This is a genomic window from Clostridioides sp. ES-S-0190-01 (assembly GCF_020658275.1).
Taxonomy (GTDB): Bacteria; Bacillota; Clostridia; order Peptostreptococcales; family Peptostreptococcaceae; genus Clostridioides.
Genome location: NZ_JACVWA010000027.1, coordinates 98,561 through 118,771 on the forward strand (window position 1 = coordinate 98,561; position 20,211 = coordinate 118,771).

Consider the following 20,211-nt stretch of genomic DNA (forward strand, 5'->3'; position numbering starts at 1 on the left):
CTTTTTTTTATTAAGTTTTATATGTCGATATTTTTATGTAATAAATTTTAGAAATCTGGATAAAATAGTACAAATGAATATATTACATAAGGAGTGATGTAAAATGAGTAGTGTAAACTTTGAAGATTTAAAAAATAAATTTATTAATAGTGATTTAGATGAAAAAATAAGAATATATACGACAACAGAAGGATTATCAGTAGAACAGTTTAAAGAACTATTAAAATATTATCCAATACAACACTTATCTAAATTAGAAAAAGCTCTTGGATAATATCATATAGAAATAAAAATTAAAAAGGCAATTTGTTTAATATAAAAAAATAGATTTTATATTAAATAAATTGCCTTTTTATAATAAATTTATTTTATTATGCTTTTGATATATAATTATATATTCTTTCATTTCCAAGTTCAATAGACCCAGTATTGATAAGTGTAATAATACCTTCTATATCCTTAGGAGTCAGGTACTTGTATGGAATTGATAGATTATAACCAGTATCATGTAATAAATTTTTCAATTGAATTATTTGAGTGATATTAAAACTTTTTATAGACTTAGTAGATTTTTTTCTTGAATTAGACAAATTTTCATTTTGTATTTTTATTAAAGTTTCAATATAGTCTATATAAGATAACTTAAATTCATATTCACTTATTATTTTTTCATCAAGTATACTATTTATAAAATCTTGAGATAATATATTATCTGCAAATTTATCTGCTGTTAATTTTCCAGATATAATACCTTTTTGGTATTTTCTAAGAATTTTTTTTGTATAGCAGTATATTTTATTTCTTGTTTCTAAATCGAGTTGTTCTATTTGCACAAAAACACTTCCTTTTAATTGTAAGAATATTTATTTTGAAAAATTTATACTTAGTCTATAAAGTTTTAATAATTTATTTACAATAAATACTAAATTATAAAATATTTGTTATTTTTTATTATTACCAAGTATAAAAAATATTATAATTGTAAAACTTACAAATATATGTAAAATATTTAGGAGTGATGAAAATGTTAAATGGGATAATAAAACTTTTTTATTCTGAAATTGTAAAAACAAAGATTAATAACTTAGATTCAAGTGGATATTCATTAAGGGATGAATGTAAAGAAATCAGAAATATAACTTTAAAGATAGACAGTGTGTTTTTTAAACTTTTAAAGTTAGTTTTTGGTTCAATACTGCTTATTGTAGCATTTAATCTAAATTGGATATTAGGTATAGGAGTATTTTTAGTTGGAGTGGTATACATTCTTTATAAGAGAAATATGGAAGAACAAGTGAAGGAACATATAAACAATGTAAAAAATAATATCGACATCTCTAAGATAACTTTTATGGATGAAAAGGGAAGAACAGGTCTAAATGCATTGATTACACTACTTCTTATAGGAATATTGACAGGATTTAACTGGATATTAGTTCTTAGTTTTGTCGTTGTTTTTGTTTTTACTATAAAGAATGTATGTTAAAATACTAATAAATAGTTTAATATATAGGGGGAGAAATTGAGTATGACTAATGGCAATTATAAAATGAAGAATTTAGTGGAAATATCTGCTATGGTGACTGAATCTACAGATTTTTTTAATATAAAAGATAAAATAATAGAAAAAATGTTAGAGGTTGTTCACCCTACAAAGGCATGTGTAAATCTATTTTATAAAAATGATTCTAAATATGCCTATTTAGTATGTTCACAAACTTTAGAATATGTACCTCAAATTTTTCCAATCAATAGTCTTAAAGGTGCAAAAATTGATTTTGACACATATCCAGAATATATCCATGAAGCTGTAAATGAGAAAAAGATAATATATGTAAAAAATGTATTTGAAGATTCTAGAGCAGAAGGGGAACGAGATTTAGCAAAATCTGAAGGTTACATTGGTAGAATAGTTTTTCCTTTTATCATAAATAATGAAGTAGTTGGATTTATGACTTGCTTTTTGACAGAAGAAGATTTTCTAACAGAACAAGATATAGACTTTATATCTTCTGTTGCATCTCTCTTAAGTTTATCAATAGAAATAACTAATAAAAATAATAATGTACAAATTTTGGTTGATAAATTAAGAGGTTCAATAAGTGCTATAAATGAAGCTACTAAAAAATTATATCTCAATAAAAGTATAGATGGATTTTTAGAAAACTTAAGTAAACAGGCGTGTAACATCACTAATAGTAAAGAAGCTTTGATAATTATAACAGGTCATGATAATAAAGATAAGATATTTAGCTGTTATAATACAGAGCATAAGAAGAAAACAAATTTATATCCTATGTTGGACAAGTTTGTAAATAAAGAATCCTTAGGAGGATATTTAAATAATTTAAAACCATGTTCACAAAAAGGGATAAACTTGGAAAGTTATATATATTACAAACTCCAAGATAAAAATGAGACTATAGGATGCATTGTTTGTGCAAACAGCAAAAACTATACTAGTGATGATTTAAATATTCTTAGTATATTATCTAAACAGGTTTTGGTTGGTATGCAGTTATATGAGCACAATGAAAAAGAAGTAAAGCACAAGGTTCTTGAGAATGAGTTAAATGTATTAAATAAACAGCAACAACTTATTATGGACAAAGGTAAAATGGATTGTAATGATGAAAAAGAACTTTATTTTTATCATAAACCAGCAAGAGTAGTAGGTGGAGATTTTTACTATGCTACAAAGGTAGATTCTGAACACATAGTTTATATTGTTGCTGATGTAATGGGTCATGGAATGGTTTCAAATTATGTTGTTGCAATGATAAAAGGTGCTTTTAAAGTGTTATGTAATCAGTATAAGACACCACAAGAAATAATGACAAATTTAAATAGTATGTTATATGATGAATTTGACAAGATGGGAGTATTTACAACTTGTTTGATTGGACTTATAGATATTAAAGAAAATATGATTACAGTATCTAATGCAGGACACTATAGCCCTGTAGTTGTAAAAAAAGATGGAACAATAGAAACTAACTTAAATTGTAAAAAGGGAATACCTATTGGGGTAATGGAAGATGCAACATATGAAAACAATACTCTTTCAATGGAAGATTATGCAATGGTATGTATGTATACTGATGGAATTTTAGAAATAAAAAATAAATCAAAAGAAGAATATGGTATAGATAGATTAGAAAACTTTTTAAAAGAAAATTTTAGATTAAATCACCAGTTGATAGTAGAAAATTTAAAATTAGATTTAAGAAACTTTTCATCAAAAGATAATTATGATGACGATATTTTAATCGTTATGTTAAAGGATAGGTAGATTGATTATGGATTTAAATAATAAAATAGAACTTGAAAGTCCAGAAATTATAATAATAAATGGAAGTCCGAGAAATAATAAAAACTGTAGTTTTATAGCAAATGAAATAAAACTTAAATTAGAAGAGAGTGGACTTAGTAGTAAAATATTCAATATATATGATATGTATATTGAATATTGTACAGCATGTGGGTTTTGTAATAAGACAGGGTATTGCAAATTTAATGATGATATGAAACCTCTATATAAAATGTTTGATAAATCAAAAGGAACTATAGTAATAAGTCCTGTACATTTTGATTCAATATCAGCTAAAGTAAAAACTGTTGTTGATAGAACTCAAGCTATCTATGCGAGTAAGTATATATTAAATAAGCCTTCAATTGATAGGAATAAAAAGCGTATAGGTATGTACATTGCAGTAGGAGGTAGTAAACCTTATGATTCACAATTTAAAGGTGGGCAAATAGTTATGGACTTTTTCTTTAAGAGTATAAATACTAAACTTTTACACAATATATATTTAAACAATACAGATAATATACCCTACAGAGATAATCAAGAGTTTAAAGACACTCTGTCGAAGAGTCTAAAAGTTTATATTGATTCAATATAATTTGATTTTGTAAGTAATATTATGTATAATTGTATTGCAATAATTTAAAAATAATTAAAGGAGGGAATTTCAATGAAATTACCAATAGCATTATCTAATAAACATGTTCATTTGAGTCAAGCTGATATAGACGTATTATTTGGAGCAGGTCATGAATTAACTAAATTTAAACCATTATCTCAACCAGGACAATTTGCCTGTGAAGAAAAAGTTGATTTAGTCGGTCCAAAGGGGACTCTAAAAGGAGTTAGAGTTTTAGGACCAGCTAGACCTCAAACTCAAGTTGAGATTTCTTTAGCAGATGGATTCCCATTAGGAGTAAAAGCTCCAATAAAAGAATCTGGTGATATAGCTGGAACTCCTGGTGTTAAATTAGTAGGACCAGCTGGAGAAGTTGAAATGAAAGAAGGAGTTATAGTTGCTTCTAGACATATACATATGAGCAATGAAGATGCTGCTAAATTTGGTGTAACTGATAAACAAATAGTAAAAGTTAAAACATCTGGACCAAGAGCATTAGTATTTGAAAATGTATTAGTAAGAGCTAGTGATAGCTTTAATTTAGAAATGCATGTTGACATGGAAGAAGGAAATGCAGCAGGTGTTAAAAATGGAGATTTAGTAGAATTAATAGTTGATTAGTTTTATGTATGAAATTTATGCTAGTGAATATTTTATTTACTAGCATATTTTTTAATGTAATAAATTTCTATATTATAAATTTAATCTAATAGATTAATTTATAATATAAAGGGGTATTATGAAAATTATAATAAAAACTTACAAAAATATGATATAATATGGTAAAATTAGATATATAAAATTTATATATGATAAAGAAGGCTCTTTTACTCCTAATACCAATATATGCAAATAGATAAAAAAGTTTGAAAAATCTAACTTAATTTATTATATATTGTATACAAAATTATGAAAAAAACTTAACATATTTAATTTAAAAAAAAATCTACTTAAATATGTAATTAATTTACAATTTTCAAAGGAATTTTATCCAATCTGTAGTATTATATTAGAAGATAGAGTATTTGCGCGACTATGTGTGTTTATATTTTTGTTGTGTAAATTATATGTAAATATAAAAAAATAGACTTGTTATAAACAAGTACAATTGTAGCTATCAAGGAGGATACATATTATGGCTAAGTTTATGAAAACACTTGATGGGAATACAGCTGCAGCTCACGTTGCCTATGCATTTACAGATGTAGCAGCTATATACCCAATCACACCATCTTCAACTATGGCTGAAGTAGTTGATGAATGGGCGTCACAAGGAAGAAAAAATATATTTGGACAAAAAGTTAATGTTGTTGAAATGCAATCAGAAGCAGGAGCAGCAGGAGCATTCCACGGTTCTTTACAAGGTGGAGCTTTAACTTCTACTTTTACAGCATCTCAAGGTTTATTATTAATGATACCTAACATGTATAAAGTTGCAGGGGAGTTATTACCAGGAGTATTCCATGTAAGTGCTCGTGCTTTAGCATCTCAAGCTTTATCAATATTTGGGGATCATCAAGACGTTATGGCTGCTAGACAAACTGGATGTGTGTTATTAGCTTCTGGTTCAGTTCAAGAAGTAGCTGATATAGCGCCTGTTGCACATTTAGCTGCAATAGAAGGTAAATTACCATTTATACATTTCTTTGATGGATTCAGAACTTCACATGAAATCCAAAAAGTGGAATTATTAGAAAATGAAGATTATGCAAGTTTATTAAACTTTGAAGCAGTTCAAGCATTTAGAGATAATGCTTTATCTCCAAATCACCCAGTTACTCGTGGTACTGCTCAAAACCCAGATATATATTTCCAAACTAGAGAAGCTTCTAACAAATACTATCAAAATATAGTAGGTATAGTTGAAAAATACATGGAAAAAATGAGTGATTTAACAGGTAGAAAACATAGTTTATTTGATTACTATGGAGCAGAAGATGCTAAATCTATATTAATTGCTATGGGTTCTGTAACAGAAACAATAGAAGAAACTATAGATTACTTAAATGCTAAGGGAGAAAAATATGGTTTAGTTAAAGTTCATTTATATAGACCATTCTCAATGAAACATTTCTTAGATGCTGTGCCATCTACTGTTGAAAGAATATGTGTACTTGATAGAACTAAAGAGCCAGGTTCAACTGGTGAACCATTATACTTAGATGTACGTGATGTATTCTATGGAAAAGAAAATGCTCCTATGATAATAGGTGGAAGATACGGATTAGGTTCAAAAGACACTACTCCTTCAGATATAAAAACTGTTTTTGATAACTTAGTTTCAGAACAACCTAAGAATGGATTTACAGTAGGTATAGTTGATGATGTAACTAATACTTCTTTAGCTCCATCTGAATCAATTAAAATAGCTTCTAAAGGAACTATAAGATGTAAGTTCTGGGGATTAGGTTCTGACGGTACTGTTGGAGCTAACAAACAAGCTATAAAAATAATCGGTGACCACACTGAAAAATATGCTCAAGCTTACTTTGATTATGACTCTAAAAAATCTGGTGGTATAACTATGTCTCACTTAAGATTTGGTGATACTCCAATAAGAGCTACTTATTTAATAGATGAGGCTGACTATATTGCCTGTCATAAACAATCATATGTTTATCAATATGATTTATTAAAAGGTCTTAAAAAAGGTGGTACATTTGTACTTAACACTATATGGGACCAAGCAGGAATTGAAGAAAACTTACCAGCTCATATGAAACAATATATAGCTAAAAATGATATAAAATTCTATACAGTTAATGCTGTTAAACTAGGACAAGAAATAGGTCTTGGAAATAGAATAAACATGATAATGCAATCTGCATTCTTTAAATTAGCTGAAATAATACCAGAAGAAGATGCTGTTAAATACTTAAAAGATTCTATAGTTAAAGCTTATGGTAAAAAAGGTGAAAAGATAGTTAACATGAACTATGCTGCTGTTGATGCAGGAATAAATGCTTTAGTTAAAGTTGAAGTTCCAGCTTCTTGGGCAAATGCTGTTGATGCAGATAAAGAAGAAGTTAAAGAACCAGAATTTATAAGAAATATATTAAGACCAATGACTGCACAAGAAGGTAATAACTTACCAGTAAGTACATTCAATGGTATAGAAGATGGAACATTCCCTTGTGGTACTTCAGCTTATGAAAAACGTGGTATAGCTGTTGATGTTCCTGAGTGGGTAATGGATAACTGTATCCAATGTAACCAATGTTCTTTTATATGCCCTCATGCATGTATAAGACCAGTTTTAGTTACAGAAGAAGAATTAGCTAATGCTCCAAAAGGATTTGAAGCTAAAAAAGCATTAGGTAAAGGATTAGAAGGATTAAAATATAGAATCCAAGTTAGTCCACTAGATTGTACAGGATGTGGAAACTGTGCTGACATATGTCCAGCTAAAGAAAAAGCTTTAGTTATGAAACCAATAGATACTCAACTTGATACAGAGTTAGATAACTGGGCATTTGCAGTAAATCCTGAAGAGATAGCTCCAAAAGTTGATGTTATGCCTGCAAACACTGTTAAAGGAAGTCAATTTAGACAACCATTAATGGAATTCTCAGGAGCATGTGCTGGATGTGGAGAAACTGCATACATCAAGTTAGTTACACAATTATATGGAGATAGAATGATGATATCTAATGCTACTGGATGTTCTTCTATATGGGGAGCTTCTGCACCTTCAACTCCTTATACTTGTAACCATGAAGGCAAAGGTCCATCTTGGGCAAACTCTTTATTTGAAGACAATGCTGAATACGGATTTGGTATGTACACAGCTGTTAAACAAATAAGAGGAAAAATAGTAGATGCTATGACAGAATTAGTTTCTATGGATATCTGTGAAGATGCTAAAGCAGTATTTACAGAATGGTTAGATTCTAGAAATGATGGAGAAGCATCTAAAGTAGCAAGTGCTAAAGTTGTTGAATTATTAGAAAAACCAGCTTGTGATTGCACAGATGAAAAAGCTAAAGAATTAGTAAAAGCTATAAGAGATAGAAAAGATTATCTAGTTAAGAGATCTCAATGGATACTAGGTGGAGACGGTTGGGCATATGACATCGGTTACGGTGGATTAGACCATGTTCTTGCATCTGGCGAAAATGTAAATGTACTTGTATTTGATACAGAAGTATATTCAAATACAGGAGGTCAAGCTTCTAAAGCTACTCCAGCTGCTGCTATGGCTAAATTTGCTGCAGCAGGTAAACAATCTAGAAAGAAAGACCTAGGTATGATGGCTATGACTTACGGAAACGTATATGTAGCTCAAGTTGCTATGGGTGCTGATAAAAACCAATTTATCAAAGCTGTTCTAGAAGCTGAAAAACATGATGGACCATCTTTAATAATAGCTTACGCTCCATGTATAAACCATGGATTAAAAGAAGGTATGGGAAGAACTGTAGCTAACGAAGCACAAGCTGTTGCTTGCGGATACTGGCATTTATACAGATTCAATCCAGAAGTAAAAGCTGAAGGTAAAAACCCATTCACTTTAGATTCTAAGGAACCAACTGCAAGCTTCAGAGATTTCATACTTGCACAAGTAAGATACTCTGCTATAGCTAAACAATTCCCAGAAGAAGCTGATGGATTATTTGCAAAAGCTGAAGCTGATGCTAAAGAAAGATACGAAGGATATAAAAAATTAGCTGAATAATAATTAAAATATTATAATGCTTATTTAAGATATGATTTGATAATAATTAGGGATACTATTAAAAAATAGTATCCCTTTTTTATTTATATCAAACTGTGAGAATTAAGATTTTGTTTCGGTATATTGTCTATGTTTTTTAGGAGTATTTTAGGAAGAAACATACCTGTTTTGTTGCGATAAATAATATAATTGTTTCCAAATTCATTTATCATGTCTTTTTCTTCTTTTTTTGCTAATCTATAATATACAATTACTAGTATAGACCACATAATTTTTCAAAACTGATGTTATTATTTCAAAGTTATATAACATCAACAGTTGAATCTTCAATTGATGAATATCTTCATCAACAATTTAATGCTTCAATCCATGAAAAATCTCTTGCAGAAATACTTACTTCACTTTCTACTATTGTTGCAGAACATTTCAACAAGGAGTGGAAGAAGGCATATTTAAATGTGAATATACTTTAGAAGTATCAGAGATAATTTTATCTGTTTTTACTTTTTTACTTGACCCAGGTATTTTTTATTGGAATAAAGAGGAGAAAAAACGCAAATTAGAAGCATTAAGTTTGATTTTAGAAAGAAGTCTAATGGCACCAAAAGGAAGGTTTAATTTTTTTATAAGGGATTTTTAAATTATTTAATTATTAAATAATATTTATAATATAGGAATTTATATTTTATATTCAAATATAAGTATTCATTTTTGTGATTTAGCTTTGAATCTATCATTTTAAAAGAATCTATATTTAGTATAAAAAATATATTAAAGATAAAACACTATATAATAGTATAGATACAAAAGAGTATCCCATTTAAGATTTTTAAAAATCATCTTGAGATACTCTTTTTGTATATATAGAAAAAGAGTATTTTATCCTACAAAGATTTGTGTCCAGTAAATTGAACCACCACTTTTTTGTGCTACTCCAACACCTATTTTACTGTAATTTGGATTTAATATATTTTTTCTATGACCTTCAGAATTCATCCAAGCATTTACAACTTCTTTTGGTGTTTTTTGTCCCATTGCTATATTTTCACCAGCTGTTTTATAGCTTATCCCAAACTTTTTCAACATGTCAAATGGAGAACCATAAGTTGGAGAATTATGTGCAAAGTAGTTGTTGTCAATCATATCTTGAGATTTTTTTGTAGCGACATTTGATACATCAGCATCAAGAGTAAGTGGATTTAATCCAGCTTTAGATCTCTCTACATTTACTAAATCAACAACTTCTTTTTGGTAAGCTGAAAAATTTCCAGTTGTAGAGCCTGAATTGTTATTATCTTCAGGTTTATTAGATTCTGAGTTATTATTATCTTCAGGCTTATTATTAGAGTCTGAATTGTTGTTGTCCTCAGGTTTATTAGATTCTGAGTTATTATTGTCTTCAGGCTTATTATTAGAGTCTGAATTGTTGTTGTCCTCAGGTTTATTACTATCTTCAGGCTTATTAGTAGAACCTGAATTGTCATTATCTTCAGGCTTAGTAGAGTCTGAGTTATTATTATCCTCAGGTTTATTAGTAGAACCTGAGTTATTGTTGCCATTAGGCTTGTTAGTAATATTACAATTCTTGTCATTGTGATTTTTATCTTTACAAGAATTATCTTTGTCAGGTTTAAGTTCTGGTTTTACAGAACAATTTGGTTTTGCTGAAAACTTAAATTTAGCATTAGTATATACTAAATTTTTATTACTTATATTCATATTATTTTCAAGTGACGAAGCACTTGCAGTAACAGCACTGGAAGCTGTTGCTAAGGTTAACACTCCTAAAGCTAGTATAGTTTTTAATTTTGTTGGTATATTTTTTCTCATTATAAACACCTCTCAATCTAAAAATTCTAAAAATGTTACTAAATTGTAACCTTTAGTGTAGGGGGTACCCGTGCATTTATACTAACATAGAATCAAGTGTTTTTTTACTGTAAAGATATGTAAATAAAATATACCTGGAATAAATAGGTATATTTTATGATGTTTGATAATTTTCATCATTAATCTGCATAGTATGGAATAACTGCTTTAGAAGAAATAGTGTTTTTATAATAATTCTATGATGTAAAATTCTGGTTGTGGTAAATTTTTTTTATAGTTAGTGATATTTATTTAATATATACTTTGAAAATCAGTAAAAAAAGTATCTTTAATTAGATTCTTGAAAATAGAAAAGTCATCTATCATAAATAGATGACTTTTTATATAATAAATTGTAGTTTGATTTAGTTTAATACATTAGTAATCCTAATGTAATTACAATGATTTCTGCTATTAATGAACCAACTGCAACCACAATAAAAGTTTCTTTAAAACCAGTTTTATGTGTTAATTTAGATAAACTCAAGAATGTAAGAAACACACCACTTTGAGGTACTATTGTTAATATATTTGAAGCAATTGTAGCAACACGATGGATTAACTCTGGGTTCATACCAGTACTTAGATAATAATCTGCAAAGTTCGGCATTACTATTCCCAAAGCCCCAGAAGAGGAGCCTGTTATTGCTGACATTGTTGAAGTTAAAACAGTAAGACTTATAAGTGGACTTCCTGGTATTGACATGATAAGTTTACTGAATATATCAAAGCCTGGTGCAGCCATTATTACAGCTCCAAATGCAACAGCAGAAGATGTTGCAAAAATAGGTCCTATAGAACCACTAGCACCAATACTCAATGTTTGTATTTTTGATGATAAAAATTTACGGAATAGAAAAGCAGATAAAACAATTGCAACTATTAAAGCTATGTAAATTACATTTTTTTTCATAAACTCTGAACCAAAAGTGCTTCCAGATATTGCTATGACTACAAGTGACAATAGAGGAAAAATACTTGCAAAAAATCCTGGTAACTCTCTATCTAAAGATTCTTCTTCTACATCTGAAGTGTAAGTTGCATAAGTTTCTCCTTTCCTAAGACTCTTGTTTAAAGTATATTTCATGTATACTAGACCAAATACAGCACAACCTATACTTCCTGCAATACTTGGTATAGCTGCTGCAGTAAGAGATGTGTTTAGGTACTGAATAGGAATAACATTTTGAATAGCTGGTGTACCAGGAATCATAGTCATAGTAATTGTTGCAATTCCAAGCCAAAGAGGTATCTGAATAAGATTCCAAGAAATATCAAGTTTTTTAAATAGAGTTCTTGCAAGTGGAATAACTGCAAACATAACTACAAATAAACTTATTCCACCATATGTTAATATAAAACTTACTATAAATATAGCCACTAAAACTCTATAAGGGTGATTAGAACCAAATTTATTTAGAATAAAATCAGCTATAGATACAGTAGCTCCACTTTCCTCCATAAACTTGGCAAGTATAGAACCTAACAAGAATATTGCAAAGTAACTCATTATATAGTTTCCAAGTGCTCCCATATAATTATTTTTGTCAGCACCCAGCATTGATGTCACAACATCCATTTTATTTAAGAGAACAACTATCAAAGTTGCTATTGGAGCAGCTATAGTTATATGAATTTCTTTAACTGAAAAATATATAATAGCTATAATACCAATAATTATACCAATTGGTGCGATAATACTCATAAATATCCCTCCTTAGTAGAAGGACCTGAAGAATAAATTCCTCAAGTCCTAAATATGTAATAATTATTGTGCAGTATATCCTCCATCTAGTAGGCAAGCTTGTCCTGTAATTCCTTTAGCCTTATCACTAGCTAAGAACATTGCATAATCAGCAATTTCTTGAACATCTAGTAGACGTTTTTGAGGTACAAGTGGATATAGAACTTCTTCTAATACATTTTCTAGTGGTACATTACGAGTTTTTGATAGGTCATTAAATTGACCTCTAACAAGTGGAGTATCTACATATCCAGGGCATATAGCATTAACTGTTATACCTGAGTCAGCAGCTTCAAGTGCAGCAACTTTTGTTAGACCTATAAGTCCATGTTTAGCTGAATTGTAAGCAGCTTTACCAGCAAATCCAATTACACCATTGATTGAAGCCATGTTTATTATACGACCAAATCCTTGTTTTTTCATTATAGGGAATACTTTTTTAGTAGCTATAAAAGGTGCTGTTAACATTATTTTTATCATAAATTCAAATTTATCAGTTGGGAAATCTTCTATCATAGCAACATGTTGAAGACCAGCATTATTTATTAGTATGTCCAATCTTCCATATTTTTCTATAGTTTTATCTATTGCATGGTTAATTTCTTCTTCTTTAGTTACATCACACTTTACATTTGCACAATCATAACCTTCTTTTTGTAATTCTGATGTAACTTTATCTAGCGCTTCTTGATTTATATCAGAGAATACTACCTTAGAACCATTCTTCAAGAATGATTCAGCTATTTGTTTACCTATTCCACTTGCAGCTCCTGTTACGAATACAACTTTGTCTTTAACCATTTTTATTTCCTCCAATTTAATTTTATTTTTATATTAATTTTTTGTATTAATATTTTACATCTTTTAAATTTATTTTCTGATGTAATTTTGATTAATTTTAAATAATCGATGCCTCTTTATTTAATGAATCTGACAATATTAAAGGTGCTTCAGTAGCAGAAAGAACTTCGTCTAATGTGAAGATAGGATTTATTTCTATAAGAAGGAGTCCATCTGTAGTTACTTCTATAACTCCCATCTCAGTTACAATTAAATCTACAGCATTGGTTGCAGTAAGTGGGAGAGTACAGTTATTTAATATTTTTGCTGAACCTTTTGAAGTGTGTTCCATTGCTACAATGACTTTTTTTGCTCCAGTTACTAAATCCATAGCTCCACCCATCCCAGGAACCATTTTACCTGGAATCATATAATTTGCTATGTTACCATATTTGTCAACTTGGAGTGCTCCAAGAACAGTTATATCTACATGACCTCCTCTAATTATTCCAAAAGAAGTGGCACTATCGAAAAAACAACCTCCAGGAAGGATAGTAACTGGCTGACCACCAGCATTTACAATAGTTTCATCACTTGAATTTCCACTTTCAGCTGGTCCTAGACCTAGAAATCCATTTTCAGATTGTAAAATAACGTTTACCTCATCTGGAATATAATTGGCTACTTTGGTTGGTAAGCCTATACCAAGGTTTACAACAGCTCCATCCTTTAATTCCTTAGAGACTCTGTTTGCAATATATTCTTGTATTTCTAATTTATCCATTATAAATTACCTCCTTCAACGATGTAATTCACAAAAATACCTGGTGTAGTAACTTCATTTGGGTCGATATCACCTATTTCAACAATTTCGCCTGCTTCGACTATTGTAATATTAGCAGCTGAAGCCATTAAATTATTAAAGTTATTCATAGAACCTTTGTAAACTAAGTTACCTGCTTTATCTACCTTTGAAGCAAATAAAAGAGCAACATCAGCATGAATTGGTTTTTCAAGAAGATATTCTTTACCATCGACAACAATCTTTTGCTTTCCTTCTTCTATAAGAGTACCAATGCCAGTTGGTGTTAGTATTCCACCTAAGCCATAACCAGCTGCACGAATTTGTTCAGCAAGAGTTCCTTGAGGAACTAATTCAACACATGTTTCATTATCATTCATCTGTCTTCCTGTTTCTTTGTTTAATCCTATGTGAGAGGCAATTATCTTTTTGAACTGCTTATTAACAACCATCTTTCCAACACCCTTGTCAATAAAACCAGTATCATTACAAACTAATGTTAAATCTTTTATACCTTTATCACATAAATAATCAATTAAATTTTCTGGGGAACCATTGGCCATGAATCCACCAACCATTACTGTATCTCCATCTTTGATGTGAGATAGAGCCTCATCAATGCTAACTATTTTATTCATATTTCCTCCTATCGTGAAACTATCATTGCTATTCCTTGACCACCACCAATACAAAGTGTTGCAAGGCCAGTTTCTACTTTACGTTTTTGCATTTCATAAATAAGGGTTACAAGTACTCTAGCTCCACTTGCTCCTATTGGATGTCCTAGTGCTATTGCACCACCATTTACATTTAGTTTAGACGAATCTATTTGAAGTTCATTTTTAACTGCAAGTGCTTGTGCCGCAAATGCTTCATTCGCCTCTATCAAGTCTATATCGTTAATATTAAGACCTACTTTTTCTAGTGCTTTTTTAGTTGCAGGAATAGGACCAGTTCCCATTATTTCAGGTTCTACACCAGATGATGCATATGATTTTATTGTAGCAAGCGGCTTAAGCCCAAGTTCATCTGCTTTTTGTTGACTCATTAGTATCATCATTGCTGCACCATCATTGATTCCTGATGCATTTCCAGCTGTTACAGTACCATCTTTTTTAAAGGCAGGTTTAAGCTTGGATAGTATTTCAGATGTCATGCCTAATTTTGGATATTCGTCTGTATCAATAGTTTTAATTTCTCTATGATTTATTGCAGCTTCTACTGGAACAATTTCGTCTTTAAAACGATTGTTTTTTATAGCTTCTTCAGCTTTATTTTGGCTTTCTAGTGCTATTTTATCTTGCATTTCCCTTGTAATTCTAAATTTATCAGCAACATTTTCGGCAGTAATTCCCATATGATATTGATTGAAAGCATCTATAAGACCATCTGTTAGCATACTATCTACCATAGTAACATTGCCCATTTTACTACCAAAACGAGCAGTAGGAATAATGTAAGGTGATTGACTCATATTTTCAGTACCACCTGCAATTACTACATCATTTTCACCAGCTATAATTGATTGAGCTGCTAGTTGAATACTTTTAAGTCCTGAACCACATAATTTATTTACTGTGTAACTTGGTACAGAACTTGGTATACCTGAGTTTATGGCAATTTGCCTAGCAACATTTTGTCCAAGACCTGCTTGTAGAACATTTCCAATTATCACTTCATCTATCTCAGATAAATCAAGTTTTATACGTGATATAGCTTCCTTAACAGCTACAACTCCAAGTTGAACAGCAGAAGTATTTTTAAATACGCCACCAAAGTTTCCTATAGGTGTTCTTACTGCTGATACAATTACCACATCTTTCATGTTTAATAGTTCCTCCCTGAATGATTATTTGAAATTTTCTGAATAAAAAACTTTGAAGAATACTATAATAAATTACTTATAATACAAGCTTGTTTTTAAGTAGTTTAATTATTTTTATTCCTAATGCCTTAGGTTTTCCTCTTTCTAACTATAGATTACGGCTAAAAATGTGTTTTGTCTAAGTCTAATTTTTTATACAACATATAAGGAAAATTTATAGGATAAAAATTTAGAATATATATATAGGAATATTTTGTTAAAATATTAATGAAATTATTTCGCTTTTCTTATAAAATGTTCTTATAAGAAAAAATATTAATATCAACTATACTTGTAAGAAAGGTGGTTTGAAATGGATATAAAACAGTTAAAATATTTTGTTGAAATAGTGAAATCTGGTTTTAATTTATCAATTGCATCAAAAACTCTTCACATATCTCAACCAGCCTTAAGTCAAATTATAAAAACCTTTGAAGAAAATGAAAATGTGTATTTATTTGAGAGATATAAAGGCAGGTTAAATGGCTTAACTCCAGCAGGAGAAAGATTTTATGTAAATGCAGAAAATATTATAAATGAATATAAAAATATGATGGAGGATTTGCGAGAAGATTCTGTTCAGTTTAAAGGGAAAGTTAGAATAGGAATACCACCACTTATACTTGGAATAGCTTTTTCTGATGTAGTTGCACAATTAGTTGCAAACAATCCAGACATAGAATTTGATATAGTAGAGAAGGGGGCATACGATTTAAGTAGAATGCTTATTTTGCAGGAATTAGATTATGCAGTTCTTTTACATCCACATAAAATTGATAGGAGTGTAGTAACAGAACATGTACTTCAAGAAGACGAACTTACAGCATTTTTAAATATAAATCATCATCTCGCAAAGAAAAATAAAATAGATTGGAATGATTTAAATGAAGAACTGCTTGCAATATTTAATCCTACATTTATGATACATCATAAATTAATGCAAAAATTTACTGATGAAAAAGTTAAACTTAAGAGGTATATTATGTCTGGTTCTTGGGATTTCTTGTTGTTGTCAACTACAAATTCTGACTTTATAACTATTTTACCATCACCAGTACACGATTTTTTTGAAAATAGTCAAATTATAGAAAAACCATTTAATGACCCTATCACATGGAAGGTTGTGTTATGTAGACCTAAAAAAGAGCGTTATAGTCATGTAGATGAACATGTATTTAAATTTATTATAGATTTCTTTAGTAAAAAGAATCTATGATTTGTTATTTTAATAACAAATCATAGATAAAATAATTAAGTTCAATTACAATAAACTATTAGTTTTTCAACTACATATTAATTAAGGGAAAATAAATTTTATATAATATATAAATAATTTAGAAGGTTATTAAAGTTACTTAATATATAACTTCATTAAATTCTATAATATATAAAATTTTTATTTTGAAATATATAAAAAGCAGTGAGTGTATTTATACACTCACTGTAAAATATTTTGTATTTTTATTTTAAAGTATTGATATTATCAAGTGTTATTAGAGAACTTTTTACTTATTATAGTTAAACTCATAACTGTTAAGAAGATAAGTAAGCCAGGAAATACAGCTAAATATAACTTATCAAAAATATGTCTTTGAGCATCTTGAAGCATGTTACCCCATGATGCAAGAGGTAACTGTATACCAAGTCCTAAAAAACTAAGTGCAGATTCAGTTAAGATAGCATTTGCAATATTTAATGAACCAGCAACTGTGATAGTTTCTTTATAGAAGCCTTAGGAGCTAGATAAGTATTTAATACAATTAAAACTAAAAAACTTGGAATACTCATAAGCATGTCTACTAATCTCATCAAGAACTGGTCTAGTTTCCCACCAATATAGCCACTAATAACACCTACAGCAGTACCAAATACTATAGAAATAAGCATTGATAAGATACCAACACTAAGTGAAATTCGTCCACCATAAAGTGTTCTAGCAAAGTAATCTCTTCCTAGTTCATCTGTACCAAAAATATGTTTTAACCTAGGTTCTTGAAGTTTAGTAGTAGTATCATAGAGAGATATTCCATCTCCAACAAACCCACCATCTGGATGTAAGTTCCATACAAGATGTCCTTATTGTAAGGAAATATGTAAAATAGAAGTGCCAGCTTTAAAGGAAATCTCAAAAAATCATATGGTTGCATGTCACTTAGTATAGAGGTTTTCAAAACTAAATTTGGCGTATATAATAAGAATAATAGATTAAAGTAAATATTTTATAATTACATGTAAAGTGTAATACTATCAATATTAAGATAGTTAATATATAAGTCTAATCTATAAATTATATATTGAAAAGAGAGGTAGCTATGTCAATTTTAGTAACTTTATTAGGTTTGTTGGTCTGTACAATAATTTCAACTATACTTAGTAAAAAATGGAGCAATATTCCTCTTGCAATTTATCAAATTGTATTAGGTGCTTTATTGTCTATTTTACCATTTAAATTTTCCTTTTCGTTTAGTCCAGATATATTCGTAATATGTGTCATAGCTCCACTATTATTTAGTGAAGGTCAAAATGTATCAAGAAGAGAATTATTAGAACTTAGAAGACCAATTTTACTTCTTGCATTTGGACTGGTTTTAACAACAGTATTTGCAGGTGGGATTTTTATACATTTTCTTATTCCTGAAATGCCACTATCAGTTTCATTCGCTTTGGCAGCAGTAATATCTCCAACTGATTTAGTAGCAGTAAAATCAATTACACAAGGTTTAGATTTTCCTAAAAATATGATGAATATACTTGAAGGAGAATCGCTATTAAATGATGCTGCAGGAGTAGTGGCATTTAAAGTTGCAGTACTTGCTACCGTTACAGGCTTTTTTTCAATAAAAGAAGCAAGTATTCAATTTTTGATTACTGCATTTGGAGGAATAATAGTAGGAAGTATTTTAGGATATATAATTATAAAAATAAGACTTAATTTGCACAAGTGGAATTTAGAAGAAATACCAATGGTAATAGTCATACAGATAATGACTCCACTTTTTGTGTATTTTGTGTCAGAAGAGCTAGGGGTATCTGGAATTTTAGCAGTTGTAATGGCAGGTATAGCCCATGGAATCGAAAAAGAACATTTACAAAATACAACAACTAAATTGAGAATAATATCAGATAATACATGGTATGTTTTGGAGTATGTACTGAATGGGTTTGTCTTTACATTACTTGGTTTTTTGTTGCCAGGTATATATCAAGGAATTATCACTAACAACGAAGATATAGCATTAAATTTAACTTTTATTGCTATTTTAATTGTAGTTATATTATTTATTATAAGATTTGTATGGGTGTATTTATGGCACAGTTCTTTTATAAAAATAAAGAAAAATCCTTTAAATAATTTCTTTACAGGTTTTTTAGGATTTAAGAATGAAGAATTTGAAAAAGATGATACTTCTAGATGGAAATATTCATTAATAGTTGCTACTTGTGGTGTTCATGGTACATTTACACTTGCAACTGCTCTATCTATACCATTTTACCTAGACAATAAAGATATGTTTCCAATGAGAGATATTGTTTTGTTTATATCATCAGAAGTCATACTTATAAGTTTATTACTCGCAACAGTTTTATTGCCAGTACTATTAAAAAAGAATGTACAAAAGTCAGAAGACTTATTGTCTGATAGAGAGGCATATAAATTAATTTTAAAAGAAGCTATTTTAAAACTTAGCAATGAAAAAGCGCAAGAGGTACAGCCAGTAATACATGATTTAAATGAGCAGCTAGTAGATTTAGAAAAGGGTATATTAAATATTCCAGATAACAAAATTATAAATATAATGATTGCAGAGGCAGATAATCAAGGCTTAATAGCTGTTCATAAATTATTGAATGATGGAAAAATTTCTGGTAGAGCATTTGAGTTATATAGATTTTATATTACAAAATCGAGAAAATCTGTCCAAAAATCAATATTTAAGATTGTAAAATTAAAAATAAGTATGTGGATTATAGATAGAAAGGTAAAAACAGAAGTAAAAGAAAAGATTACAAAAATAATATCTGAAAATAAGGAACTAATTAAAGAGTTTCACCATGCATATGCACTTTCTACAAAGACAGCTATATCATTTATAAATAAAAATATTAATGAAGATAATAGGCATGAATCATTAATAGTAATTAGATTTTATAATCGTTATCTAAATTGGCTAACTAGAAAAATTCATAATGATGAGAAATTTGAAGCAAAAGTAGTATACTATAGATTAATGGCAATACAAAGTGAAAGAGATAGTATTCAACAACTAGTTGAAACCAAACAAATATCAAGAGACGTAGCTAAAGAACTATTGGAAAATATTCTCTATGATGAAATGATGATGATAGAATGAAAAAAATAAACTGTATAGGATTTAAATTTTATTGGTACTAAAAAATAGGAAACAGTTTTCAATAATTGCTTGACATAGATATCCATTTATAATAGAATAAAGCTATAAATTGAATACAATATTTATGAGCGTTAACAAATTGGATTGTTACTGGGAAGCAGGCAATACCTAAGTTAGGATATACAGGTGAATTGTA

Annotated in this window: 18 protein-coding genes and 1 pseudogene; 11 read left to right on the forward strand and 8 right to left on the reverse strand. The window is 29.1% G+C overall.

The window, feature by feature from the left end; translation table 11 throughout:
* Positions 1–103 precede the first annotated feature (103 nt).
* Complete coding sequence (locus IC214_RS10515; protein ID WP_003416012.1) at positions 104–274, forward strand: hypothetical protein; 171 nt, start codon at positions 104–106, stop codon at positions 272–274.
* A gap of 97 nt (positions 275–371) precedes the next feature.
* Here the strand turns inward: IC214_RS10515 and IC214_RS10520 are convergent, their stop codons facing one another.
* On the reverse strand, positions 372–833 hold the full coding sequence (locus IC214_RS10520) for a hypothetical protein (protein ID WP_227432381.1): 462 nt from the start codon (positions 831–833) through the stop codon (positions 372–374).
* A gap of 191 nt (positions 834–1,024) precedes the next feature.
* Between IC214_RS10520 and IC214_RS10525 the strand changes: the two genes are divergently transcribed.
* The 7 genes from IC214_RS10525 (at position 1,025) to IC214_RS10555 (ending at position 9,244) form a co-directional block, all read left to right on the forward strand.
* On the forward strand, positions 1,025–1,486 hold the full coding sequence (locus IC214_RS10525; RefSeq protein ID WP_227483794.1) for a hypothetical protein: 462 nt from the start codon (positions 1,025–1,027) through the stop codon (positions 1,484–1,486).
* Between the two features lie 42 nt (positions 1,487–1,528).
* Entirely contained in the window at positions 1,529–3,292 is a 1,764-nt protein-coding gene (locus tag IC214_RS10530; RefSeq protein ID WP_227432383.1) for a GAF domain-containing SpoIIE family protein phosphatase, read from the forward strand.
* Positions 3,293–3,299: 7 nt separating this feature from the next.
* Complete coding sequence (locus IC214_RS10535; protein ID WP_227845585.1) at positions 3,300–3,908, forward strand: flavodoxin family protein; 609 nt, start codon at positions 3,300–3,302, stop codon at positions 3,906–3,908.
* A gap of 72 nt (positions 3,909–3,980) precedes the next feature.
* Positions 3,981–4,550: a phosphate propanoyltransferase gene (gene pduL / locus IC214_RS10540; RefSeq protein ID WP_227432385.1), complete on the forward strand. Its 570-nt coding sequence runs from the start codon at positions 3,981–3,983 to the stop codon at positions 4,548–4,550.
* Positions 4,551–5,064: 514 nt separating this feature from the next.
* A complete protein-coding gene (gene nifJ / locus IC214_RS10545; protein WP_227866643.1) occupies positions 5,065–8,604 on the forward strand; it encodes a pyruvate:ferredoxin (flavodoxin) oxidoreductase in 3,540 nt (1,179 codons plus the stop codon).
* 284 nt (positions 8,605–8,888) lie between these two features.
* A complete protein-coding gene (locus IC214_RS10550; RefSeq protein ID WP_227866644.1) occupies positions 8,889–9,077 on the forward strand; it encodes a hypothetical protein in 189 nt (62 codons plus the stop codon).
* Positions 9,041–9,244 carry a hypothetical protein gene (locus IC214_RS10555; protein ID WP_227866645.1) on the forward strand — a complete coding sequence of 68 codons (204 nt, stop codon included), beginning with the start codon at positions 9,041–9,043 and terminating at the stop codon, positions 9,242–9,244. The genes IC214_RS10550 and IC214_RS10555 overlap by 37 nt, the downstream gene beginning before the upstream one ends.
* Before the next feature lie 239 nt (positions 9,245–9,483).
* On the opposite strand, the gene IC214_RS10560 is transcribed toward IC214_RS10555, so the two are convergent.
* The 6 genes from IC214_RS10560 to IC214_RS10585 form a co-directional block, all read right to left on the reverse strand.
* Positions 9,484–10,434 carry a CAP domain-containing protein gene (locus tag IC214_RS10560; protein ID WP_227432388.1) on the reverse strand — a complete coding sequence of 317 codons (951 nt, stop codon included), beginning with the start codon at positions 10,432–10,434 and terminating at the stop codon, positions 9,484–9,486.
* Between the two features lie 409 nt (positions 10,435–10,843).
* Positions 10,844–12,178: a GntP family permease gene (locus IC214_RS10565; RefSeq protein WP_227432389.1), complete on the reverse strand. Its 1,335-nt coding sequence runs from the start codon at positions 12,176–12,178 to the stop codon at positions 10,844–10,846.
* 63 nt (positions 12,179–12,241) lie between these two features.
* Complete coding sequence (locus IC214_RS10570; RefSeq protein WP_227483788.1) at positions 12,242–13,018, reverse strand: 3-hydroxybutyrate dehydrogenase; 777 nt, start codon at positions 13,016–13,018, stop codon at positions 12,242–12,244.
* A gap of 97 nt (positions 13,019–13,115) precedes the next feature.
* Positions 13,116–13,781: a 3-oxoacid CoA-transferase subunit B gene (locus IC214_RS10575; RefSeq protein WP_227824225.1), complete on the reverse strand. Its 666-nt coding sequence runs from the start codon at positions 13,779–13,781 to the stop codon at positions 13,116–13,118.
* Positions 13,781–14,437, reverse strand: coding sequence for a CoA transferase subunit A (locus IC214_RS10580; protein WP_227483786.1), 657 nt, complete (start codon positions 14,435–14,437; stop codon positions 13,781–13,783). The genes IC214_RS10575 and IC214_RS10580 overlap by 1 nt, the downstream gene beginning before the upstream one ends.
* A gap of 8 nt (positions 14,438–14,445) precedes the next feature.
* Entirely contained in the window at positions 14,446–15,624 is a 1,179-nt protein-coding gene (locus IC214_RS10585; RefSeq protein WP_227432393.1) for an acetyl-CoA C-acetyltransferase, read from the reverse strand.
* A gap of 352 nt (positions 15,625–15,976) precedes the next feature.
* On the opposite strand from IC214_RS10585, the gene IC214_RS10590 reads away from it, so the two are divergent.
* Positions 15,977–16,879, forward strand: a complete 903-nt coding sequence (locus IC214_RS10590; RefSeq protein WP_227432394.1) for a LysR family transcriptional regulator — start codon at positions 15,977–15,979, stop codon at positions 16,877–16,879.
* A 476-nt stretch (positions 16,880–17,355) separates the two neighbouring features.
* Here the strand turns inward: IC214_RS10590 and IC214_RS10595 are convergent, their stop codons facing one another.
* Positions 17,356–17,550, reverse strand: coding sequence for an ABC transporter permease subunit (locus IC214_RS10595; protein ID WP_227432395.1), 195 nt, complete (start codon positions 17,548–17,550; stop codon positions 17,356–17,358).
* A gap of 133 nt (positions 17,551–17,683) precedes the next feature.
* On the opposite strand from IC214_RS10595, the pseudogene IC214_RS10600 reads away from it, so the two are divergent.
* Positions 17,684–17,824, forward strand: a pseudogene (locus IC214_RS10600) (oligopeptide/dipeptide ABC transporter ATP-binding protein); the annotation flags it as partial.
* 151 nt (positions 17,825–17,975) lie between these two features.
* Complete coding sequence (locus IC214_RS10605) at positions 17,976–20,015, forward strand: cation:proton antiporter (protein ID WP_227866646.1); 2,040 nt, start codon at positions 17,976–17,978, stop codon at positions 20,013–20,015.
* The last annotated feature ends 196 nt before the right edge of the window (positions 20,016–20,211 follow it).